General features: G+C 41.0%; 18 protein-coding genes and 1 riboswitch. Of the genes, 10 read left to right on the top strand and 8 right to left on the bottom strand.

Annotated elements, in window-relative coordinates:
* The first annotated feature begins 302 nt into the window (after positions 1–302).
* From B3H30_RS13975 to B3H30_RS13935, 9 genes are all read left to right on the top strand, one after another.
* Positions 303–788, top strand: a complete 486-nt coding sequence (locus B3H30_RS13975; RefSeq protein WP_070565661.1) for a nuclear transport factor 2 family protein — start codon at positions 303–305, stop codon at positions 786–788.
* A gap of 130 nt (positions 789–918) precedes the next feature.
* The gene (locus B3H30_RS13970) at positions 919–1,743 is read left to right on the top strand and encodes a glycoside hydrolase family 16 protein (protein ID WP_070565327.1); all 825 of its coding nucleotides are present in this window, start codon (positions 919–921) and stop codon (positions 1,741–1,743) included.
* A gap of 165 nt (positions 1,744–1,908) precedes the next feature.
* On the top strand, positions 1,909–2,487 hold the full coding sequence (locus tag B3H30_RS13965) for a helix-turn-helix domain-containing protein (RefSeq protein ID WP_159333512.1): 579 nt from the start codon (positions 1,909–1,911) through the stop codon (positions 2,485–2,487).
* 185 nt (positions 2,488–2,672) lie between these two features.
* Complete coding sequence (locus B3H30_RS13960) at positions 2,673–4,013, top strand: DUF5690 family protein (RefSeq protein ID WP_083296140.1); 1,341 nt, start codon at positions 2,673–2,675, stop codon at positions 4,011–4,013.
* Positions 4,014–4,045: 32 nt separating this feature from the next.
* Positions 4,046–5,200: a TIGR03364 family FAD-dependent oxidoreductase gene (locus B3H30_RS13955; protein ID WP_070570514.1), complete on the top strand. Its 1,155-nt coding sequence runs from the start codon at positions 4,046–4,048 to the stop codon at positions 5,198–5,200.
* Between the two features lie 321 nt (positions 5,201–5,521).
* Positions 5,522–9,442, top strand: coding sequence for a response regulator (locus tag B3H30_RS13950; protein WP_286834489.1), 3,921 nt, complete (start codon positions 5,522–5,524; stop codon positions 9,440–9,442).
* 4 nt (positions 9,443–9,446) lie between these two features.
* Positions 9,447–9,803 carry a response regulator transcription factor gene (locus B3H30_RS13945; RefSeq protein WP_070570518.1) on the top strand — a complete coding sequence of 119 codons (357 nt, stop codon included), beginning with the start codon at positions 9,447–9,449 and terminating at the stop codon, positions 9,801–9,803.
* Between the two features lie 4 nt (positions 9,804–9,807).
* Entirely contained in the window at positions 9,808–10,875 is a 1,068-nt protein-coding gene (locus B3H30_RS13940; RefSeq protein WP_070570521.1) for a hypothetical protein, read from the top strand.
* Positions 10,869–14,291: a sulfatase-like hydrolase/transferase gene (locus tag B3H30_RS13935; RefSeq protein ID WP_159333038.1), complete on the top strand. Its 3,423-nt coding sequence runs from the start codon at positions 10,869–10,871 to the stop codon at positions 14,289–14,291. Before B3H30_RS13940 ends, B3H30_RS13935 begins: the two co-directional genes overlap by 7 nt.
* Here B3H30_RS13935 and B3H30_RS13930 read toward each other — a convergent pair.
* The 8 genes from B3H30_RS13930 to thiS all read right to left on the bottom strand — a co-directional run bounded on the left by B3H30_RS13930 (position 14,288) and on the right by thiS (position 21,548).
* Entirely contained in the window at positions 14,288–15,529 is a 1,242-nt protein-coding gene (locus tag B3H30_RS13930) for a YaiO family outer membrane beta-barrel protein (RefSeq protein WP_083296141.1), read from the bottom strand. The two genes, B3H30_RS13935 and B3H30_RS13930, sit on opposite strands and share 4 nt — an antisense overlap.
* A 146-nt stretch (positions 15,530–15,675) precedes the next feature.
* Positions 15,676–16,383 (bottom strand): HesA/MoeB/ThiF family protein, encoded by a 708-nt coding sequence (locus tag B3H30_RS13925; RefSeq protein WP_070570525.1) that lies wholly within the window; start codon positions 16,381–16,383, stop codon positions 15,676–15,678.
* Positions 16,384–16,387: 4 nt separating this feature from the next.
* Positions 16,388–17,512 carry a 2-iminoacetate synthase ThiH gene (thiH, locus tag B3H30_RS13920; RefSeq protein ID WP_070570527.1) on the bottom strand — a complete coding sequence of 375 codons (1,125 nt, stop codon included), beginning with the start codon at positions 17,510–17,512 and terminating at the stop codon, positions 16,388–16,390.
* A gap of 9 nt (positions 17,513–17,521) precedes the next feature.
* Complete coding sequence (locus B3H30_RS13915) at positions 17,522–18,292, bottom strand: thiazole synthase (protein WP_070570529.1); 771 nt, start codon at positions 18,290–18,292, stop codon at positions 17,522–17,524.
* Positions 18,289–18,921 (bottom strand): thiamine phosphate synthase, encoded by a 633-nt coding sequence (thiE, locus tag B3H30_RS13910; protein WP_236560218.1) that lies wholly within the window; start codon positions 18,919–18,921, stop codon positions 18,289–18,291. The genes B3H30_RS13915 and thiE overlap by 4 nt, the downstream gene beginning before the upstream one ends.
* Positions 18,867–19,484: a thiamine phosphate synthase gene (locus B3H30_RS13905; RefSeq protein WP_159333037.1), complete on the bottom strand. Its 618-nt coding sequence runs from the start codon at positions 19,482–19,484 to the stop codon at positions 18,867–18,869. The genes thiE and B3H30_RS13905 overlap by 55 nt, the downstream gene beginning before the upstream one ends.
* Positions 19,481–21,295, bottom strand: a complete 1,815-nt coding sequence (gene thiC, locus B3H30_RS13900) for a phosphomethylpyrimidine synthase ThiC (protein ID WP_070570535.1) — start codon at positions 21,293–21,295, stop codon at positions 19,481–19,483. The genes B3H30_RS13905 and thiC overlap by 4 nt, the downstream gene beginning before the upstream one ends.
* Before the next feature lie 46 nt (positions 21,296–21,341).
* Positions 21,342–21,548, bottom strand: a complete 207-nt coding sequence (thiS, locus tag B3H30_RS13895) for a sulfur carrier protein ThiS (protein WP_112376243.1) — start codon at positions 21,546–21,548, stop codon at positions 21,342–21,344.
* 60 nt (positions 21,549–21,608) lie between these two features.
* Positions 21,609–21,704, bottom strand: a riboswitch (TPP riboswitch).
* A 159-nt stretch (positions 21,705–21,863) separates the two neighbouring features.
* On the opposite strand from thiS, the gene B3H30_RS13890 reads away from it, so the two are divergent.
* A complete protein-coding gene (locus B3H30_RS13890; protein ID WP_286777243.1) occupies positions 21,864–24,506 on the top strand; it encodes an alpha-L-rhamnosidase in 2,643 nt (880 codons plus the stop codon).
* Positions 24,507–24,564: the final 58 nt, after the last annotated feature.

Below are 24,564 nucleotides of genomic sequence, written 5' to 3'. Positions count from 1 at the left end.
GAACTAGATTAATAAAAGCGATAATTGTCATTTTTGTTTTTATAGCAATACTGATTTTCGAAAATATATAAAAAACACCTGAAGTTGGGGACTTCAGGTGTTTAACCTAACCAATTATTAACCTAAATTTATGAAATGTATATTTCTGAATATTATACTATAGGAATAAATCCAATTATCATGCCAATATTTATAAAGTAAAAGACCTCAGATAAAAGCTGTTTATATTGTATAAATTAGGTAAATTGGAGTGTGCTAAGGTGAGGTGTGAATCGATGACTTCAATTAAAATGGATTTAAAGATGAAAAATAGAATAATGGTTAAGGTTATGACTTTCTCTGTTTTATTGCTAACGCTGGGTTGTCAGCAACCTTCGACAGATGAATCCAAAGAAGCTGCGCAAAAACAACTTGACGAAAACAAAGAGAATAAAAGAATCGTTTTAGATTTTTATCAGCAAATGTTTGGTGATAAGGATATTTCTGCAGTTGACAAGTACATTTCTCCTCAGTATATCCAACATAATCCCGCTGTTGCGGATGGGGCAGCAGCGTTTAAGCTCGCTGCGACAAAGTGGTTTGAAGGGCAGCCTAAGACAAAGATTGATGTACAGCATATTGCTTCGGACGGCGACTTGGTCTTCATACACCTAAAAAATAAGAATCCAGATGGTAGCCTTAAATCGACAATCGATATCTTCAGATTGGAAGAAGGTAAAATCGTAGAGCATTGGGACGCGCAGCAAGATGTACCTAAGAACGCGGCAAATGCTCACCCTATGTTTTAAGGACTTTGCGCAATCTCATTTTTTGCGTTTGAATCTTTGTTTCTATTAATTTTTAGCGGAGTTGTCGGTTATGGTAATTTATGTCTAAATTTAGGCCTAAATCATTTTTTGCGAAACCACTATTTTAATTATGAAGAGAGTCCTAAGCCTAAGTTGTTTTTTCTTACTGTTTTCTGCATGTAGTGTTCATTATAGTCCAAAAGAATATCCTTATGTGTATATGCAAAAGAAGGATCGTGAGCTTAAAGAATGGAAGCTGGTATGGGAAGAAAACTTCAATTCCCCAAAGCTAGATAGTAGTAAATGGTCCCGGATTCCAGCAGGGGAAGCCGATTGGAATCGGCATATGAGCATGGATGACGCCTGTTTTGGATGGGAAAATGGTGAGTTAATTCTCAAAGGAATAAAAAATACAGACAAAAATAGCGATTCAAGACCATTTTTGACAGGCGGGATATGGAGCAAGGGGAAGTTTGCTTTTCAGTACGGACGCATAGAAATCAGAGCCAAGCTAGGAAGTGCAAAAGGAGCATGGCCTGCCATGTGGATGCTGGCAGAGTTGGACAAGTATGGGAAATATCCTAGAAATGGTGAAATCGATATTATGGAGCATCTTAATTTTGACAATATCATATACCAGACCACGCATTCCTATTATACGTTGGATCTGGGGCAAAAGGAGAATCCGAAACATTTTGGCACCGCTTCGGTCAACACTGACGCGTATAATATATATGGTATAAGCTGGTATCCCGACCGTATCGTATTTCAGTTAAATGGTGTTGACACCTTTACTTACCCAAGAGTTGATGGTGTAGATCCCTCTCAGTGGCCTTATGATCAACCCTTTTATCTTTTGATTGACCAACAGTTGGGCGGAAGCTGGGTTGGTGAAGTGAATCAAGACAAGCTACCCGTTGAGATGCGTGTTGACTGGGTTAAAGTTTACCAATAGTACTCACCAATGCTGAGCAAAATGAATGATGAAAAAAAATCTACTGTTATTGAACCTTAGTTTTCTGAGAACAGTAAAATATCATAATTTTATAGGTGACCTATGATTAAGTGATAAAAACTTAATATACACGACCTCATAAAAATGTTTACTTTTGGCCAAGTTATGGAAGATAATACGATATTCAAGATTAGCAATAAAATTAAGGAAATTCGAAAAGAAAAAGGAATTACCATACAGGAAGTTGCCGATAGAGCGGGTGTAAGCAAGGGGCTTATTTCGCAGATTGAAAATAACAGAACAATACCCTCCTTACTCGTATTGATTAATATCATCAATGCACTGAATATTGATCTTAACGAGTTTTTTAAAGATTTTAATTCTGAATTGGATTCAAGCCCTGTGGTCGTTCGGAAAAAAGATACGTATAGTCCGTTTGAAAAAGAGTCGGCGATAGGTTTTCATTATAAACGGATTTTTACAACTGCGATGGATAGTTCGACCATGGATATTGTTCTTTTGGAGTTGCTTCCAGATGCAGAACGCCCCATGGTGGAGACCGAAGCCTATGAATATAAATATATCATTAGCGGACAGGTGGAGTATATCTTCAATGATCAAAAAATTAGCTTAGCGGAGGGCGATTCGATTTTCTTTAATGGACGACTATCACATACACCGCGCAATGTTGGAAATGGAAAGGCCGTCATGCTAATTGTATACTTTTTTGAAAATAAGAAATAGATAATAACACGTTAAGTATTAGAGCATCATTGAATCATTCAATGATGCTTTTTTTATTCTATACTTTTCGTATTACAAATGGATAATTATATTTGTTTATAAATACTTAACAAAAAGTTTAGTCTTGTGTTAATTTCCAAAATTTACTTTTGATTGCGGACGATGAGGTCTGTTAACAAGTTTAGATGATGGAGTTAAACCAACGAATAAAACGACGCATAAATAGACTGGATGAGAAATATGTGGCTATTGTTCTGGCTGTTACAGCATTTTTATGTTATACGAGTATGTATTCATTTAGAAAGTCATTTACGGCATCTGCCTTTGCAAATGATACTATTTTTGGTGTCGATTATAAAGTCTGTATGGTGGTCATTCAAATGCTGGGCTATTTGTTGTCAAAGTTCTATGGCATTAAATTTATTTCTGAAAGTAAACAACGTAATAGAGGACGGTATTTAATCGCATTGATTTGTATTTCATGGATAGGGCTTTTGGCATTTGCACTTTGTCCAAGGCCTTGGAATGTTGTCTTTCTTTTTATCAATGGTTTTCCATTGGGAATGGTTTGGGGATTGGTATTTAGTTATTTAGAAGGAAGGCGTTTTACAGAGATTATGGGGGCAGTAATGTCCGTGAGTCTGATTTTTGCTTCTGGACTGATAAAAACTGTTGGACGGTGGTTGATGTCTTCTTTTCATATTAATGAATTTTGGATGCCATTTTTGACGGGTTTACTTTTTTTTCTACCCTTTATTTTGTGCGTATGGATACTTGAAAATGCCCCAGAACCTACAACGGAGGATAAGAAGCTACGGACAGAACGCGTTGCAATGAACAGTCAAATGCGAAAACACTTTTTTAAAACCTTTAATCCCGGGATTGTATTGACTATTATCGTGTACACGATGCTTACTATTTTACGTGACGTGCGGGATAACTTTGAGGTAGAAATCTGGCAGATGTTACATGTAAAAGGAGCGGGTATTTTTGCAAAAGTTGATGGGACTATTTCATTAATTGTATTGCTGTTGGTGAGTTGTCTTATCATGGTTAAAAACAATCTTAAAGCGTTTAAGTTGATTCACTATATGATCATTATGGGGTTCCTTACTGCAGGTATTTCTACCTATTTGTTTACGAGGCAATGGATTGATGGTTTAAGTTGGATGTTGCTTGTCGGTTTGGGGTTATATATGGCATACATTCCTTATAACGCTATATTTTTTGAAAGAATGATCGCTACATATCGTATGAAAAGTAATATTGGTTTTGTGATGTATATGGCTGATTCAATCGGCTATTTGGGTAGTTTTCTGATATTGGTGAACAAAGAGTTTATGCCAAATTCTGTTACCTGGGGAAATTACTTTATTCAATTGGTTTTTTCGGCGTCTATTATCGGAGCGATTTTGGGCATCTTCTCCCTACTTTATTTTATTCGAAAAAAAGAACAGATGAAAGAAAGCGACGATGAGTTGTTGGCTCCTTGGCATGCGACAAAAGGAGAAGTACAAATTAGTTAACTATACTTTTTTATGATATTCTATTTATAAAGATGAAAACAAATACATATGATTTAATTATTGTTGGGGGCGGGATTTTAGGGACCTTTCATGCCTATCATGCGTTACAAAAGGGGTTACGTGTGCTCCAACTCGAAAAGGATAATTTTCCCGTGGGATCTACCGTTCGTAATTTTGGACAAGTAGTGCCATCGGGGATGGCCGGTGAATGGTTTGATTATGGTGTACGTGGAGTTGAAATATATCAATCTATTCAGCGGGAGATGGATATATCCGTTAGAAAAAATGGTAGTATCTATATTGCTTCAGATAATGATGAAGTTCAGGTACTTCATGAGTTATCTAAGCATTATCAAGCGAAAGGATATGAACATGAACTTTGGTCGAAGGAACAGGTTTTATTGAAATATCCTGTGATGAATGCTAGTTATGTTAAAGAGGCCATCTTTTTTCCGCAGGAACTCAGTGTAGAACCCGAGTCAATGATTAGACAGCTGCATATTTATATGCAAAATAAGTTTGTGGACTATACGTTGAAATACGATACGACAATTGTGGCCTGTGAGGATAAAAATGATGCTGTTGTTGTCACAAGCAGTACGTTGCAAAACTTTGAAGGGAAGAAATTGCTTATTTGCAATGGATACGAGTTTAAAATTTTATATCGTTCCTTATTTGACAATAGTGGACTTGAAATTAGCAAGTTGCAAATGATGCGAACGAAACCTTTGGCCCATATCCATTTGCCAGGGAATATTTTAACAGGACTGACCATTCGTCGATACGAGAGTTTTGAAGAATACTGCCCATCTTTTCAAACAATTCCATTGCCTGATCACTATCAGGAGCTACGCAATTATGGAATTCATATACTTTTTAAACAGGCCACGGATGGTAGTATTATTATCGGTGATTCGCACGAATATGCAGCGGGCAACAGACTTGATGAATTGGGCTTCGCTGTGAATTCCTATATCAATGAATTGATGATTACAGAAGCCAACCGTATCATGCCGATGGAGCGTGCCTCGATTTCATCCTCTTGGGCAGGTTATTATTCGCAGCACAAAGATCATATTCTTGAAATCGACGTTAGCTCAAAGATACATGTTAGAACCGGTATCGGAGGGAAGGGAATGACAGCAAGTGCCGGCTATGCCGAACAGAGTATTGAAAAACTTTTTTAACTTATACCTATCGCAGAGCCCCCGCTATCAAATCTAGCGGGGGCTCTTTGGTTTTTACGCTATTTTTTGAATAGTTTGTACAGATTCCCTAGAGGTACAGATCGCCTTTATTAATAAGGTCAAACTTTATAAAATTCAATTAGTAAATAACTAAATTATAAAGAAGATGTATCGTAAATCTTTGTATTGCACCAACTAATTGACCAGTTGTTTGTTCTTTATAAAACATTACTGATCAATATTTCCTTATTGTTTAGGCGTTAAACAATGTTTTTATTAACTTCACGGTCACAATAAACCAGATCTAAATAGTAGAAGTGAATGGCAAATAATGTTTTTCCTGAAAATGAGTTAAGAAGGATAGAAAAATTAAAGTCCTATGAGTTAATGGGACTCGGGAAAGACCCTGAGCTGGACGTTTTTGCGCAGGCAGCCTGTCTGATTACAGATTGCCCTGCAGCTTTAATTGCTATGATGGAGCAAGAAACACAACGGATTCAAAGTTGCGTTGGGATGGAGCTGGATACCGTTGAAAGGAAGAATACAGTCTGTCAATACACGATAATGAGCAAGGAGGTCCTTGTTATTGAAGATACTTTTGAAGATCCACGCTCATCTTCCAATCCATTGATTCGCGAAGGAAATATCCGTTTTTATGCTGGGGTTCCTCTTTTGGATGATGATGGTGATGCTCTTGGAACAATCTGTGTCATTGATTTCCATCCGAAAAAGCTTTCGGATAAGCAAAAAGACTCATTGGAGGAGCTAGGTAAGGCGGTGACCAAAATATTATTGGGAAAAAAACGAAAAGTACAGGCTGGTTATTTTTCCGAAATTTTTCACTTGACGAACAATATTATTTGTGTATTGGATGAGACGCGCAAGGTAAAAGAAGTTAACCCTGCATTTAGTAAAGTCTTGGGATTGTCCAGATCGAATAGTTTAGGCAAATCTATTTTTACATTATTGGGGGACACTGAAAGGGAGTTAGTGTCGGACTTAGGTCGAGTTGAGGAAACAAAGTACGGCGTTCAATCTACGAGTAGGACTAAAACAGAAAATGGTCAAGTTGTCGAAATTGAATGGCATTTCAAATATGATCCGATAAATCATGATATTCTGGCCTTTGGCAGAAACGTAACAAAAGAACGCGAAGAAAAACTCAAGTTGGAGAATTCCGAACGTAGATTTCGTAGCTTTTTTGAAAATGCGATTGGCCTCATGAGTATGCATGATTTGGACGGTAATATTCTATCCGTCAATGAAAAAGGAAGAGAGGTGTTGCGGTATGCCAAAGAAGAGGTAAAAGGACTTAACCTCAAGAAATTGGTTCCGTCTCATCATGTGGGTCTGGTTGAAGAATATCTCAAGCGCATTGCCAGCAATAAAGAGGATTCTGGAATGATGGTTCTCCAAACAAAAGATGGTGAAGATATTTCTTGGCTATACCACAATATGTTGGAAACGGATGAAAATGGGCGATCTTATGTTGTCAGTACAGCCTTGAATATGACGGATCGATTGCGACTTGAAAATGATCTTTTGCATACCAAACAGATCCTGGAGCAGACCAATGCTGTCGCTCAGGTTGGCGGATGGGAGGTCAACTTAGTTGAAAACAAGGTTTATTGGTCCGAGTCCACGAAGCTAATTCATGGTGTGGCTTCTGATTTTACACCTGATTTTGAACATGCAATCGGATTTTATGAGCCGGAAAGCCAGGTTATTTTGCGTGGAATTTTTGAAGATGCCATTACATCAAGAACACATTACGATACGGAATTGCGCCTATTAAAGCAAAATGGTGAATCAATTTGGGTACGGGTAAAGGGTATTCCAGAATTTGAAAACGATGTGTGTAAACGTGTTTTTGGAATTATTCAGGATATCGATCAAAGTAAATCGCTATTCTTGGAGCTGGAACGCAAAGAATCGATGTTACGTGCGTTTGTGGATTATGTTCCTGCTTCGGTTGCTATGTTTGACCGAGACTTTAACTATATTTCGGTCAGTAATCAATGGTTAGAAGATTTTCACGAAGGGGTAAGCTTGCCGCCAAGTAGTAACTTTTTCAATCTGTTTCCAAATATCCCAGAAAATAGAAAAAAAATCTACCTTGATGCGCTGGAGGGAATACCTTATAAGAATACGGATGAGGTCATACAGGCTGGCGGACTTGCCGAAGCGCAACATTTCAATTGGGAGGTAAGACCTTGGCATCTTGCTGATGGAAGTATAGGTGGGATCATTATTTTTACACAAAATATCACGGATTCGGTAAAAATAAATGATGAATTAAAGTTAGCGAAGGAACTGGCCGATCTGGCGAGTAGAGCAAAGTCCGAATTCCTCGCCAATATGAGTCACGAAATTCGAACGCCTTTAAACGGTGTGATCGGATTCTCCGATTTGTTGTTAAAAACACCATTAAATGACACACAGTTACAATACTTAGGCTATATCAATGAATCTGGAAATAGCTTACTCAATATTATTAATGATATTTTAGACTTTTCAAAAATCGAATCCGGTAAGCTTGAATTATTTGTCGATAAGTATAATGTATATGATGTAGCGAATCAGGTTATTAATGTTGTTCTCTATCAAGCACAACGAAAAGATGTCGAACTGCTTTTGAATATTGAGCAGGGACTGCCAGCTTTTGTTTGGATTGATGAGGCACGTATTAAGCAAGTGCTGGTGAATTTATTAGGTAACGCCGTTAAGTTTACGGAAAAAGGCGAAATCGAATTTAAGATCAGTAAACTTCGCAATGATGAGAATAAATTAACCTTACGTTTTGCGGTTAGAGATACGGGGATAGGAATTCCGCCAGAGAAGCAACAACGCATCTTTGATGCCTTTACGCAAGAAGATAGCTCGGTAAGTAAACGATATGGGGGCACGGGACTCGGTTTGACAATCTCCAACAACCTCTTGAAATACATGGGGAGTAAATTGAATCTGGAAAGCGAACTGGGTGTCGGGTCGACGTTCTATTTTGATATCGAGGTCCGATGTGAAGAAATGGAGGATGAAGATACAGCTTTACCTTTAAATCGTGTCCTCGTTGTCGATGACAACGCTAATAATCGGATCATCCTGCAACATATGCTGGCCTATAAGAACGTCGAATCTGTCCTCGCAGAAAACGGCATGGAAGCCTTACAGTTACTGATGAAAGGGGAACGTTTCGATGTTATTTTAATGGACTACCACATGCCGATCTTATCGGGACTCGAAACGATAGAAAAAATCAAAGAACTCTTTAAAAAACAGGAAGAAGGTATCCCTTTGATCGTGTTGCACACTTCGTCTGAAGAGCATGAGGTAATTTCAGCATTTAGACAAGAGGAGCGGTCATTCTGTCTACTTAAGCCGATTAAATCTGAGGAGTTGTATTCGACTTTAAGAAGGGCGATACAACAAAATAGGGAGGATGCCGCGCAATTAAAGGCGAATGCAAACTTATCGTTATCATCAGATTCGTACGGTCAAGACGTTCAGGTGCTCCTGGCAGACGACAATGCCGTTAATATGGCGCTTAATTTACGCATGATGGCTAGCATCATGCCTGGCGCCCAGTTAACCGAAGTTTCTGACGGAGCCCAAGCCATTCGTGCTTGCAAAGAGAAACAATTTGATTTTATTTTGATGGATGTTCAGATGCCCGAGGTCGATGGTATTGAAGCAACCAAACAGATCCGGCAAATGTCATCCTATGCTGAGACACCTATTATCGGTGTTACTGCCGGTAATATTTCAGGCGAAAAGGAACGCTGTCTGGAAGCGGGAATGTCAGACTTTCTAGCTAAACCTATTCGTCAACAGGATTTATTCAAGGCCTTGGAAAAAGCCATGTTATCGGTTAAACCCAGTGCTGCCGAAGCCTCGGATCTGGAAGATTTGGACGAGCATCTGGATATGCGACGGCTGGAAGAACAGGCTGGCGATGATCCCGCATTTTTAACCTTTTTTCTGGATTTGGTCGTCCGGGAAATAAAGGGGTCTAGAAAGCAGTTAAAGGAGGCCATTGATACAAACGATATTGTACGCATCAAAGAACTCCTTCATAAGTTGCGGGGAACTTCATCGACAGCCGGACTTATTAAATTGGCTCAAATGACCAAGGACCTGGAGATCAGCCCAACGATTGAAACAGACCTTGCGATCGCTTTTGTGGCCATCGAACAAGAAATGGATATCGGATTGGAATTAATTGCAAAAATCTTAAATAAATAATGATATGTTGATTTTAATAGCGGAAGACGACGAATTGATACTACGTACTGTTGAACACAAATTAGTGAAAGAAGGACACGAAGTGGTGCTGACCAGAAATGGCCGTGAAGCCATCGAGAAAATTAATGAACTGAATTTGGATTTAGTTGTAACGGATATTATGATGCCCTTTGCTTCTGGTATTGAAATTCTTTCGGCAATAAAGAGTATCGGAAAGAAAATCCCGGTTATTGTATTATCGAGTATGGGCCAAGAGGAGGTCGTGGTGGATGCATTTGATTTAGGCGCATCTGATTTTATGGTTAAGCCATTTAGTCCAAACGAACTGATTCTTAGGATAAAACGCCTGATAAATAAATAAAATTATGCACCACCATATCGAGCTACATGAGCTTATTCTGGCGATTGTTATCGTATTGATTTTAGTACTATTATTGATTATCACAGTGCTGGGATACAGCTTTTATAGCTATAGAATCCTTCATAATAGGCAATCTTGGCGACAGATCATCGAGTACAAAATTATGGAAACTATAGTAGGTGGCGATGAGAATGGCGATCGAGACCTGGAGTTTGCGAAATACCTGAAGGAACCTTCTTTTCGGGCTCTTTTTTTGGATGTATTAGTCGACTCGGATCGAAAATTTTCTGGTGGAGCGAAACAATCGATCAATAGGTTGTTTCATGATTTTAAATTGGAGGATGAGGCTTGGCGAAAGCTTCGGCATAGAAAAGCTTATCTGGTTGCGGGTGGGGTTCAAGAGCTTGCCGCGATGAATGTTGAACCGGCAATCCCTGAGATAACAGACAAGCTTAATGATCCCCGTACTGCGGTATATCAAGAAGCACAATATGCGATCGTAAGTTTTAAGGGATATGAGGGACTTGGTTTTTTGGACCATTTCGATCGTCCCTTATCTGACTGGCAACAATTGCGTTTATTGTTTTCTATTCATGAAATACCCGAGCTTTCGGAGTTACATGTGGATACCTGGCTTAAGAGTTCAAATGATTCTGTCGTCGTATTTACATTGCGTTTGATCCGAAAATTTAGATTGATGACTTTTTATACCGAAGTTTTTAGCCTATTGGATCATCCATCTACGAAGGTTCGTGTACAAGCCATACGAACGTTGCAGGCTATTGAGAACAGTGGGACAATTCAGCAATTTATGCAAAATTTTGATCTGCAACCAATAGAAGTTCAGATCGAAATCCTTAAAGCAATGAAGATTGCCAAAAGTAGAGAAAGTGAGTATTTTCTAAAGGATCAACTGTGGAATCATAACCAAGTGTCAATTAAAATTTCTGCAGCAGAAGTACTCGTTGTACTGGGCGAAGAACAGTATTTGCGCGAGATTTCACAACGTGAAGATATATACGACGAACTTACACAAATTATTAAACACGCTTTGCAAGAGAAAAAATGTTAGAGTTTTCCCATATCGTATACGAAATTATAGTTTGGTTATTTTTGCTTTATTCGGCAGCAGTATTCATTATCTATACTTGGATAGGGCTATACGCTTATGGAGCGGTGTTTCGTTACAAACACAATAATACATTTACGGATTATAGTATTATTGCCACCAACCCCAACGCGCCAACATTCAGTCTGATTGCGCCAGCATACAACGAAGGGATGACCATCGTTGAAAACGTACGTTCATTATTGTCGCTGTATTATCATAATCTGGAAATTATTATCGTTAATGATGGTAGTAAAGACGACTCAATTTTGAAATTGATAGCTTCTTATGAACTTGAACCAACGTCCTTTTTTGTTCAGGGAACTATTGAGACCAAGGATATAAGGGGGATCTATAAGAGCAAAAATCCAGCTTTTAAGAAGCTGATTGTTGTTGACAAGGAAAACGGCGGTAAGGCTGATGCGCTCAATGTCGGCGTTAATATTTCTTCGGGAGATTATATCGTCTGTATTGATGTGGACTGCATTTTGGAACAGGATGCTATTCTAAAATTAGCAAAGCCATTTTTGGAGCAGACCGACAAACGGGTTATAGCCTGTGGCGGCGTTATACGTTTGGCTAATAACTGTAATGTCGTGAACGGTTCGGTGGTCGACGTTAATCTACCAAAATCATGGTTGGGACGTACGCAGGCTTTGGAGTATATCCGCGCTTTTATTTTAGGCCGTATGGCTTGGTCCAGGGCTTCTGGATTAATTCTTATTTCCGGGGCATTTGGCGCTTTTGACCGGGAGATTGTATTAGCGTGCGGGGGCTATGACCGAAATACGGTGGGAGAAGACATGGAACTCGTTGTTCGTATGCGCCGCTATATGGAGGAGCAAAAGCAAGCCTACGAGGTGGTCAACATTCCTGATCCATTGTGCTGGACGGAAGTACCCGAGTCAAAAGAAGTATTGCGTAAGCAGCGCAATCGTTGGATGCGGGGCACGATGGAAACCTTATGGAAACATCGTAAACTTATGTTCAACCCCAAATATGGCCGTTTTGGTATGCTCAGTATGCCTTATTGGTTTTTCTTTGAATTCTTGGGACCCATTGTCGAATTTACGGGCTATATTGTTTTTCTAATCTTTTTTATTCTAGGAATAATCAATTGGCCATTTTTCGTTGCACTATTTGCACTGGTGATTGCTTCCGGAATTTTGTATTCGATCTATGCCATCTTGGTTGATCTTGTTAGCCATCAGGTCTATTCGAAGAAACGAGATCTTTCCACCCTGATAACTACCGCGATACTAGAACCTTTATACTTTCATCCCATTGTTGTTAAAGCTGGGGTACAGGGGGTTGTTGATTACTTTCGTAAGCAGCATGGCTGGGGAGAAATGACACGGCAAGGCTTTCAACAAAAAGATGCCAATGAGTCGGTTTGGAAATACCTTGGTCAGCGATTAACTCTGTCGTTACAGAGCTTAGGACCTGTTATGTTGGTTGTCTTTGCCTTGTATATGTTATCTGTTGGTGTCGAGTGGTGGTGGTACGGTCGTCGATTTTCTCAGCTTTCGGAGTCACATGCCGGGAAATACCTGTTTTTGGATAACATCTTGTTTATCTTTCAATCCTTGGCCTGTTTGGGAATCGGCTATTTATTGCTTCAGTTCATCAGCAGTTTTTGGGCAAGACTTCTTATGGTCATATCGTTCTCGTTTATTGTCGTTATGCAATTCATCTTGTTTTTGTATTTTGGCGAATCGAGAAATTTGCTTGGGGCTGATATGTTCTATTATAGTTCGGAAGAGATGAAGCAAATTTTGGAGGCCAGTGGTATGTTGAGTTTTACCAATATTGCTTTACTTTTATTATTGATCGTAATTTCTTGGGTTCCCCTTTGGGTAGCCAATAAACAGACATTCAAAAAGGCTTATGCGAGTATTGCACTGTTATCTTTGGGGATCATATCGTTTTTTGTCTCCTCGGCTTCGCTTTTGGGGGGGAGCTCCGAAAAAGATGAATTCGTCGCCAATGCAAGCCGGAGTAAGTGGCGTTATTTTTTCGATTCCAATTTCACTAATTACGTGGATGAGCACCCTGGGATGCTCGCTATGTTCAATAAAGACGACGATGATGCAAAAGTGGTAGATACTAAATTTCCCTTTTTGAAAAAAGAGGATACTAAAGATTTCCTAGGGGCATACATGCAGAAAACGGCGAAAGTACCCAATTTGGTCATTCTTGTTATCGAGGGTTTAGGACATGCCTATAGTGCTGAAAATGGCTATATTGGCAACTTTACGCCTTTTATAGGTACATTGAAGCAACAGTCTTTGTATTGGGATAATAATATGAGTTCCTCGGGTCGGACATTTTCCGTTTTGCCGACCATAACAGGTTCGTTGCCTTTTGCAACACATGGATTCATGGAACAAGACACCTTGCCTGACAACTTTAATCTATTTAATATTCTGAAGAGTAATGGATTCAATACTGGGTTTTTCTATGGCGGTCATTCTAATTTTGATTTCATGAAAAAGTTCATGGATTATAATAAAATAGATATGCTCATGGACCAAGCCGCATTCGGACCTCCTTATAAAAAATTACCCGAAAAGGGTGGGGAGAGCTGGGGATATGAAGATCAAGCTGTCTTTAGCAAACTTCTTGAAGTACAGAAGGTACAGGAACACCCTTATTTCCATGTTCTTTTGACACTATCAACCCATAATCCGTTTTTGATTAATAATGCGGCTCATTATGAGCAACTATTTGATCAACGTATCGCAACATTGAACCTTACACCCGAACAAAAAAAGTGGGCTTTGGAAAACCGTACCCAGCTTGTTTCGGTGCTGAATCTAGATGATGCGATGGAGCAGTTCTTTAATGAATATAAAAAGAGACCAGATTTTGCAAATACTATTTTTGTCATAACTGGGGACCACGCGATGCCTGAGATACCCTTGCAAAGCAAAATCGATCGTTATCATGTTCCACTGTTGATTTATTCACCACTTTTGAAAGGGCCAAAGACTTTTCATAATTTTGTTAGCCATTTTGATGTCGCGCCTTCCATATTGGCCTACTATCGCGAGAATTTTGGTATGAAAACTCCTACACAAGTTACCTGGATCGGTCAGGGCCTTGACAAGGGCACTTCAGCTCAGGGAGATGGCATTGCCATGATGCAGAGTAAAAATCAATTGATTGATTTTGTAAAAGGCAGTTACCATCTTTCCGATGGACAACTGTATAAACTGGATGGAATACTCAATGAAGATGCCACCGCGGATAATGCGAAAGAAGAATTGTCCAAGCGCTTTGAATTATTTAAGCGCAAGAACAAACTCTTTTATACCCAGAAGCGACTTCTTCCAGACAGTGTGTATACAAATTACTTTAATAGAACAAAGAAGAACTAGAATTTTCGAATATAACCAAGGATGATGTCCAATTGATTTCCTTTCTCTTTTGGCCTGAATTCTTGGTTATAATAGGTGCCCGAAATTGAAAATAGGTTACTTTGTTTCACCGAGAAGTTATACTCGGCACCTACTTTGAATGTCTTTAATTTATAGGAAGCGTTGTCCAATAGATTATTTCGGTTTTCTTCGGGGCTCAGACCCGTTCCGGCACTAAATCCGAAGTAATCGTTTGCTCCTTTTGTATAATAGCGGACTGTTCCGGTATAGGATTGGGAAATATTCTTTTCGCCCGGTGTAAGATAAGTCCTCAGATTGAACCAAAAGTTTTGGTAATATTTTCCGACTGAAGCCGTGTACATCCAGATGTTGTCACTAAAATAAAGCTGACGATATCCGATCTCTCCCTCAAAGCTGTTCGGAAGATTGGCATAGAGAGACACGCCAGTTCTATATTTCGCAAAAATCCCCACATTATTGGAGTATCCAGCACCCACGTAGAGGTAAAATATCTTTGAAAGACGAGGATAAGCCTCCATCTCGAATTGTACGCCATTTTCTGCAAATTTATTTGCATAGTTGGTCCTGAAAATAACTGATCCTATGGGGGTTGCCCGCTTATAACTTAAGCCGACAATGTGCCAATTATGATCAAACTGTTTGTCAAAATAGACGAAGTTGTAGGTCAGACCGATTGCGTTTTTAGCCGTATATTCTTCAATACTTTTTGCCAGTGCTCGAGCTTCTGTGTTTTTAGGATTAATTGCCAATAAACTATGAATTGCCTTTTCGGCAGCTTCATAATGATCGTTGCCATAACTAATTTTACCTTTTAACAGAAGTAGATCCTGCGACTGCGGATGTAGGCTAAGCCCTTTGTCTGTAATTGCAATAGCTTTGTCAGTCTGATCATTCCAATATTCCAATGAGGCATATGCTAAAAAGAAATCTTCATCACTTGTATTCTTTTTGTCCAGTTCTGTGAAGATGGTTCTTGCCGAATCAATTTTGTCCGACCAGGTATAAAGCCGTCCGAGAAAGATACTGATATCCGAGTAATCCGGTGCTTGAAGTAGCGCCTGTTTGGATAATTGAATGGCTTGCGGATAATCTTTTGAATCAAAGGCTACCTTTCGCGCTTTTACAAAGAGATCATCAGCAGTGAGTTTCGTCTCTTGCGCAATTGAAAATAAGGGTAATAAAGAGAGGGAGAGTAATGGATAAATTACTTTTTTCATTCTAGATCGTAAAGTTGACATTTAAGCTTGCTAATATATAAACTAAAATTAGCAAATTTTGTTTGTCTGCTTTTGTTTTAAAATAAATTTTTGAGCTCTTTTAAAGCGTTCTATCTCTTTTTGCGGAACGCCTTCCGAAATAATCCTTAGAAGGAGAGTTTCGAAAAACGCCAATGGAATGTGTCAACAACCGTTAACTGGTTGCTGTCTACGGGTAATCCGGTTATTATTTTAAGCACCTGCATGGCCATCATACTGCCGATAATACCAGGTAAAGGACCCAGCACCCCATTTTTATCGCAATTTGGAACCTGTTCCGGATCGGGGGGCGTTGGAAAGATATCCAATAGGTTTTTACTACCCTGATAGTTAAAGACAGCCAGCTGTCCTTCAAAACCATAGATGCTACCGTACACCAAAGGTTTATCGAGTTGTAGGCACGTATGATTAAGCAGGTAGCGTGTTGTAAAGTTATCACAGCAATCGACAATGATATGATAGGGAGCGAGCAATGCTAGCGCGTTGTCTGCATCTATTTTTACCTGAAAGGGCTCAAAATGAATTGTACTATTGTGTTGCCGTATATAGGCTGTGGCACTTTCTGTTTTTGCCTGGTGTATATTATCTTCGGAATGAATGATCTGTCTATTTAGATTGTGGATTTCAACCCTGTCAAAATCAACCAGGCCAAGTTTGCCTATACCAGCTGCGGCTAAATATTGAACGACAGGGCTCCCGAGTCCCCCTGCACCGACGACCAATACCTTGGCATCCATAATCTTCCGTTGTCCGGCAACGCCGATCTCTTCAATAAAAATCTGTCTGCTATAGCGATCAAAAATGTTATTTTTCATGTATTTAACGTACTATACCGGCATAATTGCTCTCCCAGTCTTTCATCACTGGAGAATAGCCCATCTTTCGGATTTGATTTTTTATTGTTTCCATATCTCTTTCATCACTTACTTCAAATTGTTCCAAAGCTTGCGGATCAACAACATAGCCTCCCGGATTGGTCTTTGAAGCGGCACTCATGGTCGTTACGCCAATAGGTATGATATGATCCCTGAAGGTTTCGTTCTCTCGGGTGGAAATGGAGATTTCTAAATTTTCATTCCACAGGCGGTATGCACAGATCAACTGCAGTAGATCGCGGTCTGCCAAATGAAAATTTGGCTCAACAGAACCTGCGGCTGGTCGCAGGCGTGGAAAGGAAATCGAATAGCGTGTTTGCCAATATCGTTTTTGTAAATAGGCGATGTGTGCCGCGGTGAAAAAGCTGTCCACCCGCCAGTCCTCCAGCCCAAGTAATACGCCCAGTCCGATTTTATGGATTCCCGCCCGGCCTATACGGTCAGGCGTATCCAAACGATAGTCAAAATTGGACTTTTTTCCTTTCGGATGATATTGTTTGTAAACTTCGCGATGGTAGGTTTCCTGATAGACCAATATTGCATAGACTCCGGCTGCCTGCAGTAATCGGTACTCGGATTCTTCCAATGGCTGTACTTCAATGGATATCTGTGAAAAATGAGGTTTTAAAAGCCGAATAGCATTTAGGAAATAAGTGATCTCGACAGTTTTGTTGGCTTCTCCGCTGACCAGTAAGATATGATTGATTCCCATGGCTTTAAGTGCCATTGCTTCCAGTAATAGTTCGGTGTTGCTCAGCGTTTTGCGTTTGATTTTATTGTCCATGCTAAAACCGCAATATGTACAGATGTTTTGGCACTCATTGCTCAGGTAAAGCGGGGCATAGAGCTGTATGGTTTTACCGAAACGACGTTGCGTGATTTGTTGGGTTTTTTGTGCCATTTGCTCCAGATATGGTGCTGCAGCCGGTGAGATGAGCGCTCTAAAGTCAGAGAGCGTTAAATGGTCTTTTTCTAACGCATGTTGTACATCCTGATCCGTAGCGTCATAAATCTGTGCATGGACCTCATCCCAGGAGTATTCATCGCGTATCATTTTGAAATCTGTCATAGTGAATTATCAGTCAAATAAAAATGAAGTTAGGGGGCTCGAAGCGATTGCGTGGGAGCCTATCTTTCCCAATCCGGCCTCATAAGCTTTCCGTCCAGCGATAACGGCCTCTCTGAAAGCTTCGGCCATACGTATCGGATTATTAGAGACTGCAATTGCCGTATTGACAAGCACCGCATCAGCTCCGATTTCCATGGCTTTAGCGGCATCGGAAGGCGCTCCGATTCCAGCGTCTACGACCACTGGGACATTACTTTCCTCAATAATAATTTCGAGAAAGTCCAAGGTACGCAGCCCTTTATTGCTTCCAATAGGGGCACCTAAAGGCATAACGACAGCTGTGCCTGCATTTTCTAAACGTTTACAAAGTACCGGGTCTGCGTGAATATAGGGCATGACGACGAAACCCAATTTAGCAAGTGATTCGGTTGCGCGTAAGGTTTCAATAGGATCGGGCAGCAGATAACGTGGGTCGGGATGAATTTCCAATTTCACCCAGTTTGTTTCCAGTGCTTCGCGAGCAAGTTGAGCCGCAAGTACTGCTTCTTCAGCTGTTCGTGCTCCCGAAGTATTGGGAAGCAAATGGATTGCCGCCAGATCGAGCGCGCTGATGAGGCTGTCGTCTGAGCCGGTCTGGTCGATTCGTTTGAGGGCGACGGTGACCAATTGGGAAGCCGAAGCCACAATGGCAGCGCTCATTTCCGTGAGATAACCGAATTTGCCCGTACCGAGAAATAATCTGGATTCAAATACGCGATCGGCTATATGTAAGTTGCTCATAGTAAAATTTTATTGATGGATGAAACAATGTTTGGAGTCTTGGTTACGATTCCCGAGAGTGCTACACCGTAGACGCCAATTTCTAATAGATGTTGGATATCTTCAAGTTGGCTTATACCGCCAATTGCGAATATTGGAATAGGGGTTAGGCCTTCTCGGTGGACTTGTTGGATGATGTTTTCATATCCTGCAATCCCCAGTAGGGGACTTAGTTTTTGTTTTGTCGTGGTATAGTTGAATGGCCCGAGCCCGATATAGTCACAATGTTCACTTATTCTTTGCTTTACATTGGCAAAGCTATTGGCTGTACCGCCAATTATTTTTCCTGCACCCAATAGGTGCCGGGCAGCTGCTACACTGCAGTCGTCCAGTCCCAAGTGCACCCCATCAGCGTCTACAGCCGCTGCAAGCGAAGGATGGTCATTGATGATACAGCTGGCACCAAATTCGGAACAAGCCTGCCTGATCTCTTCGGCGAGCGCATAAAGATCTTTTTCCTCGGCTTCCTTCCATCGGATCTGTATCCATTTGGCCCCAGCGTCCAGCACTTTCAGCATGTTGTTTTTTTGTTCCCTTATAGTTTTACCTTGTGAGATATATTGGAGTCTTTCCATAGTTTTTGTTTGCATGCAATAAAATTTTGAATAGGATCCCGATGTTTCCATAAAGTGCCATATAAGGCAATTCCATCTGCACCTTGCTGCATCGGAATAAGACAGTTGTTTTGGTTTATCCCTCCAAGACCGATGAGACGAACAGCAAAGTTGGCGCGTGACGGTAGTTGACCTAGTCTTGCATTATGCGTTCCATACCCCACTTTTGAGATGCTCGGAAATAATGGACTGAAAAAAGCATAGGCCCAACGTTCATCAAGGCTATTGAATTGATCAATATCATGCACAGATGTTGAACAGATTGTTGTAGGCCCCAGTTGATTTGCAGATTCATGCAGTCTACTTTTATCGTTCAGGTGGATTCGTGCAATCCCAAGCTCAGCCGATAGATGCGGATGTGAGTGTAAAACCAATCTGTCGCGGTATATAGGAGCTATAGTTTCTATATATCGCGACATTTGTAAGTCTGTAAAATGATACTTACGCAAATGCAGAATATCAAGACCTTCTTTAAACAACGCTGTTATAATCGCCTGTTCAGAACGGATTGTTTCTGCTGCTGTCAATGCAATAATCATGAATAGATCTCTTTTCCTTGTGCGATGAATTCCTGCGATTTTTCCAGCATCCCCTGGGCGGCACTATCCCTGATTTCCTGCGTTATTTTCATCGAGCAAAATTTGGGACCGCACATGGAGCAGAAGTGCGCCACTTTAGCCGCATCTGCCGGCAATGTTTCGTCATGATATTCCCGTGCGGTATCTGGATCAAGGGAAAGGTTGAATTGATCTTCCCATCTGAATTCGAATCTGGCTTTACTCAAGGCGTTATCACGATATTGTGCACCAGGGTGTCCTTTGGCTAAATCGGCCGCATGGGCAGCTAGTTTATAGGTGATTACACCATCTTTGACATCTTTTTTATTTGGTAGACCCAGGTGTTCTTTGGGGGTAACATAGCAAAGCATTGCACAGCCATACCAACCGATCATAGCCGCTCCAATGGCGGATGTGATATGGTCATAGCCTGGAGCAATATCTGTTGTTAAGGGACCTAAGGTATAAAATGGCGCTTCGTCACAACAGGCCAATTGCTTGTCCATATTCTCTTTGATCAATTGCATAGGAACATGTCCTGGCCCTTCGATCATCACCTGAACATCATGTTTCCAGGCGATTTTGGTGAGTTCGCCCAGGGTTTCGAGCTCCGCAAATTGAGCTGCATCGTTTGCATCTGCAATAGCTCCGGGGCGAAGACCGTCGCCAAGTGAAAAAGCCACATCATATTGTTTCATAATTTCGCATATTTCCTCAAAATGGGTATAGAGAAAATTTTCTTTGTGATGAAAAAGACACCATTTGGCCATGATAGAGCCGCCTCTGGAGACAATTCCAGTAACTCGGGATGCCGTGAGATGGATATAACGAAGCAATACGCCGGCGTGTATGGTAAAGTACGAAACACCCTGTTCGGCCTGTTCAATCAAGGTATCTTTGAATATTTCCCAGGTAAGATCCTCGGCCACCCCCTTTACTTTTTCGAGCGCCTGATAGATCGGTACTGTACCGATTGGGACTGGCGAGTTACGGATAATCCATTCGCGGGTTTCGTGAATATTTTTGCCAGTGGATAGATCCATGATGGTATCAGCCCCCCAACGACAGGCCCATACCGCTTTCTCAACTTCTTCCTCTATGCTTGAACTTACGGCGCTATTGCCAATATTGGCATTGATTTTAACAAGAAAGTTGCGTCCGATAATCATGGGTTCACTTTCAGGGTGATTAATATTATTGGGTATGATCGCTCTTCCGGCGGCGATTTCTTCACGGACAAATTCTGGTGTAATAGCTTTATCATGTGTTCTCGCACCAAAGTTTTGCCCCCGATGCTGATGATCCATCCCAGGGGTACTAGCTTCCAACTGCTCAATACGTTGGTTTTCCCGGATAGCAACATACTCCATTTCCGGGGTAATGATGCCTTGCTTTGCATAATGTAATTGGGTGACATTCTTGCCGGCAGAGGCTACTTTCGGTTTGTGGCTATAGGCAAATCGGAGTTCGTCCAACGTTGGATCAGAAAGTCGTTTTTGTCCATATTCAGAGCTGATGCCAGCCAACTGTATGACATCCTGACGATCCAAGATCCACTGCTCGCGAAGGCGAGGGAGTCCTTTGCGGATATCGATATGGATAGTGTCATCTGTATAAGGCCCAGAAGTATCATAGATTGTTACCGGCGGATTAATTTCGATCTGTCCATTCGTTAATTTGGTTGGGCTCAAGGAGATTTGACGCATAGCGACTTGAATAGGAAATAGTTTTCCGGCTACAAAAATTTTCTTTGCATTTGGAAAGGGGGATTGCGTAATTGTTTCAGCTGTCATTTTTTCTGTATTGTGGTGAATTACTCGGTTGATTTTTTTTGAAAGGCTAGCCGCCTTGAGATGCAGTGATTAAGATAATCTGATCATAAGGTTTAAGTGTTGTCGTACCCCAGTCCTTTTTGGGGATGACTTGGTTGTTGATGGCTACAGCCACGCCCTGGGTTTTGCCAGATAATTCCAAAAGTAACAAGCCTTCTAGTGACGTAAGTGCGGGATCGAAAAATCGAATTTGATGGTTTATTGTAAGTTCCATTCCTTAATTTTTTTTGGTAAAACTTTAGGAATGGCTACACAAAGGCGCAGCAATGCACCTTGTAGACAGCTCACTTTTCCCTACGCCAGTATGATCCGGATCAGGTTCTAAGGGTAAAATCTCAGCCTGCATGAGCAGACACCCCTAAAGTTGCGACTAATATAAGGTTATTTTTATGAAAGTTGCAAGAATTTATTTTGCTGCCTGAGGTATATCGTGCAGGAAAGTACAGGTCACCATGTGGAAAATATTTGATATATTAGATTTTTAAATCAGCTAAAACAATTTAACAATCACCAAGAATAGTATCTTTTCATGCGTAGGATTTTATTGACAATACTGTTGTGTATAACGAACAGCACTTATGCCCAACCTAAAAGCAACTGCATCGCGGTACAGTTGACATGCGAACATCTGGTCAATCCATTGGGTATCGATGCAACCCAGCCGAGACTTAGCTGGCGACTTGAGGACCAACGTAATGGTGCGGTACAACAGGCTTATCAGATCCTTTTAGGGCAAGATTCGCTGGCACTACTGAAGGAGACGAAAAATAGCTGGGATAGTGGCAAACAGCTCAGCTCGTCCATGTTAGTGACCTATAACGGCGCACAGTTAAAGCCACAGACCACGTATTTCTGGAAGGTTAAAGTATGGGATAAGGATGGTATATCAACAAGTTCTAAAATAGCATCGTTCGAAACTGGAATGATGGGAATGGACCTTTGGAAGGGAAAATGGATTAGCGACAATAAGGATATTCATGCGCGAGAAACGCCTTATTTTAGGACAGAATTTAAGATAAATAAGCCGATAAAGTCTGCACGCGCGTATATTGCCACAGCAGGGCTATATGAACTTTCCATGAATGGTCAACGCGTAGGAGACCATCGCCTGGATCCAATGTATACTCGATTCGACCGGCGTACATTATATGTCGTGACGGACGTAACCCAGCAGCTCCAACAAGGAGAGAACGCTATTGGCGTTGTTTTGGGGAATGGCTGGTATAATCACCAACCACTGGCGGTTTGGAACTTTGATAAAGCACCGTGGCGGGCCCGACCAACATTCTGTTTAGAGCTGAAAATCGTCTATACAGATGGTACAGTAGAAACTATTGTTTCAGATAAGCAGTGGAAAACAGCTTCGGGACCAATTACTTATAATAATATTTACACTGGTGAGCATTATGATGCAAGACTGGAAATACCCAACTGGGACAAACCTAAATATGATGATTCAACTTGGAAGGCTGTTCAGTATAGAAATGCGCCATCTGCACATATCGTTACCCAACAGATGGTACCGATTCGGCTCGTGAAGTCCTATAAGCCCAAATCAGTGACAAAGATAGACCAACGTACTTATGTTTTCGATATGGGCCAAAATATGGCTGGGATTACAAAAGTTAAAGTCAAAGGAGCTGCAGGGACTATGCTACGTATCAAGCACGGTGAACGATTGTCGGCAGATGGGCGTCTTGACCTGTCCAATATTGATGTTTATTATCGGGGCGATAAGGAAAAGGAGCCCTTTCAAACGGACATTCTTACCTTAAGCGGTCGTAATGATGAGTTTATGGCAAAGTTCGGTTACAAAGGATTTCGTTACGTCGAAATTAGTAGTAGTGCGGCAATTGCATTGGATAGTTCGGCTGTGACCGCTTATTTTATGCATAGTGATGTGCCCGCCATTGGACAGCTCAAGACGTCATCAGCGTTGGTCAACAAACTATGGGAAGCGACCAACAATGCCTACTTGTCCAATTTGATGGGCTATCCGACAGACTGTCCGCAGCGCGAAAAGAACGGTTGGACAGGGGATGGGCACCTTGCGATTGAAACAGCTTTGTACAATTTTGACGGGATAACAGTTTATGAAAAATGGATGGCGGATCATCGTGATGAGCAACAGGAGAACGGTGTCTTACCCGATATTATTCCAACTGGGGGATGGGGTTATGGTACAGCGAATGGTTTGGATTGGACAAGTACCATTGCCATTATTCCCTGGCAGATCTATCAGTTTTATGGAGACCCACGTGCATTAGAAGAATGCTATCTTAATATCAAACGCTATGTGGATTATGTCGACGGAATCAGCACATCTGGGTTGACAACTTTTGGGCGTGGAGACTGGGTGCCAGTGAAGTCACAGTCGAATCTGGAGTTGACCTCCTCGGTTTATTTTTATGTGGATGCGACCATCTTGGCTGCTACGGCTAAATTGTTTGGATACACAGCAGATCAACAAAAATATGAACTGCTGAGCAGAAAAATTAAGACGGCCATCAACGCTAAATTTTTAGATGCTTCCAAGGGTATTTATAGCAATGGAACACAGACTGAACTGAGTGTTCCACTCTATTGGGGTGTGGTACCTGACGAAATGAAAGCCCGGGTTGCAGCCAACCTGAATAAGAAAGTGGAAGAGGCCAACTTTCACTTAGATGTAGGAGTATTGGGTGCAAAAGCATTATTGAATGCGTTAAAAGATAACGGTTATGCAACGACAGCCTATAAGGTTGCGGTACAAGATACTTATCCGTCTTGGGGATGGTGGATTGTAAATGGCGCGACAACATTGTTGGAGAACTGGGATTTAAAAGCAACGCGTGATATTTCAGACAACCACATGATGTTTGGCGAAATCGGTGGTTGGTTTTTTAAATCTATCGGCGGGATTCTGCCAGATCCTAAACAACCTGGATTTAAACATGTGCTTTTAAAACCCATCTTTCCCCAGGAACTGAAAAAATCTTCTATTTCTTATGATTCACCCTACGGTAAAATTGTTTCCGAATGGAAGTTAAAGGATAAAAAGATTGTTTATGATATCCAAATACCCGCAAATGCCACGGCGACATTTTATCCGCCGGATAATGTTAGCATTAGCAGTAGCGATGCCGTCCAATTGGAGGCTGGTAAACATAGGCTGGAGCTGGAACTCAAGTAATCATAGGCTCCGATCTGTTGTTTTATTGCCCCGACCGTTGGTATTATGCTCTTATCAT

It is taken from the genome of Sphingobacterium sp. UBA7038 (assembly GCF_002494055.1).
Lineage (GTDB): Bacteria > Bacteroidota > Bacteroidia > Sphingobacteriales > Sphingobacteriaceae > Sphingobacterium > Sphingobacterium multivorum.
The sequence above is the reverse complement of the archived record's forward strand: the minus strand, read 5'-3'. Positions and strand labels throughout refer to the sequence as shown.

Coding starts and splice junctions, on each gene's coding strand:
- B3H30_RS13975 (WP_070565661.1), top strand. CDS start 303: ATGAAAAATAGAATAATGGTTAAGGTTATGACTTTCTCTGTTTTATTG.
- B3H30_RS13970 (WP_070565327.1), top strand. CDS start 919: ATGAAGAGAGTCCTAAGCCTAAGTTGTTTTTTCTTACTGTTTTCTGCA.
- B3H30_RS13965 (WP_159333512.1), top strand. CDS start 1,909: ATGGAAGATAATACGATATTCAAGATTAGCAATAAAATTAAGGAAATT.
- B3H30_RS13960 (WP_083296140.1), top strand. CDS start 2,673: ATGATGGAGTTAAACCAACGAATAAAACGACGCATAAATAGACTGGAT.
- B3H30_RS13955 (WP_070570514.1), top strand. CDS start 4,046: ATGAAAACAAATACATATGATTTAATTATTGTTGGGGGCGGGATTTTA.
- B3H30_RS13950 (WP_286834489.1), top strand. CDS start 5,522: ATGGCAAATAATGTTTTTCCTGAAAATGAGTTAAGAAGGATAGAAAAA.
- B3H30_RS13945 (WP_070570518.1), top strand. CDS start 9,447: ATGTTGATTTTAATAGCGGAAGACGACGAATTGATACTACGTACTGTT.
- B3H30_RS13940 (WP_070570521.1), top strand. CDS start 9,808: ATGCACCACCATATCGAGCTACATGAGCTTATTCTGGCGATTGTTATC.
- B3H30_RS13935 (WP_159333038.1), top strand. CDS start 10,869: ATGTTAGAGTTTTCCCATATCGTATACGAAATTATAGTTTGGTTATTT.
- B3H30_RS13930 (WP_083296141.1), bottom strand. CDS start 15,529: ATGAAAAAAGTAATTTATCCATTACTCTCCCTCTCTTTATTACCCTTA.
- B3H30_RS13925 (WP_070570525.1), bottom strand. CDS start 16,383: ATGAAAAATAACATTTTTGATCGCTATAGCAGACAGATTTTTATTGAA.
- thiH (WP_070570527.1), bottom strand. CDS start 17,512: ATGACAGATTTCAAAATGATACGCGATGAATACTCCTGGGATGAGGTC.
- B3H30_RS13915 (WP_070570529.1), bottom strand. CDS start 18,292: ATGAGCAACTTACATATAGCCGATCGCGTATTTGAATCCAGATTATTT.
- thiE (WP_236560218.1), bottom strand. CDS start 18,921: ATGCAAACAAAAACTATGGAAAGACTCCAATATATCTCACAAGGTAAA.
- B3H30_RS13905 (WP_159333037.1), bottom strand. CDS start 19,484: ATGATTATTGCATTGACAGCAGCAGAAACAATCCGTTCTGAACAGGCG.
- thiC (WP_070570535.1), bottom strand. CDS start 21,295: ATGACAGCTGAAACAATTACGCAATCCCCCTTTCCAAATGCAAAGAAA.
- thiS (WP_112376243.1), bottom strand. CDS start 21,548: ATGGAACTTACAATAAACCATCAAATTCGATTTTTCGATCCCGCACTT.
- B3H30_RS13890 (WP_286777243.1), top strand. CDS start 21,864: ATGCGTAGGATTTTATTGACAATACTGTTGTGTATAACGAACAGCACT.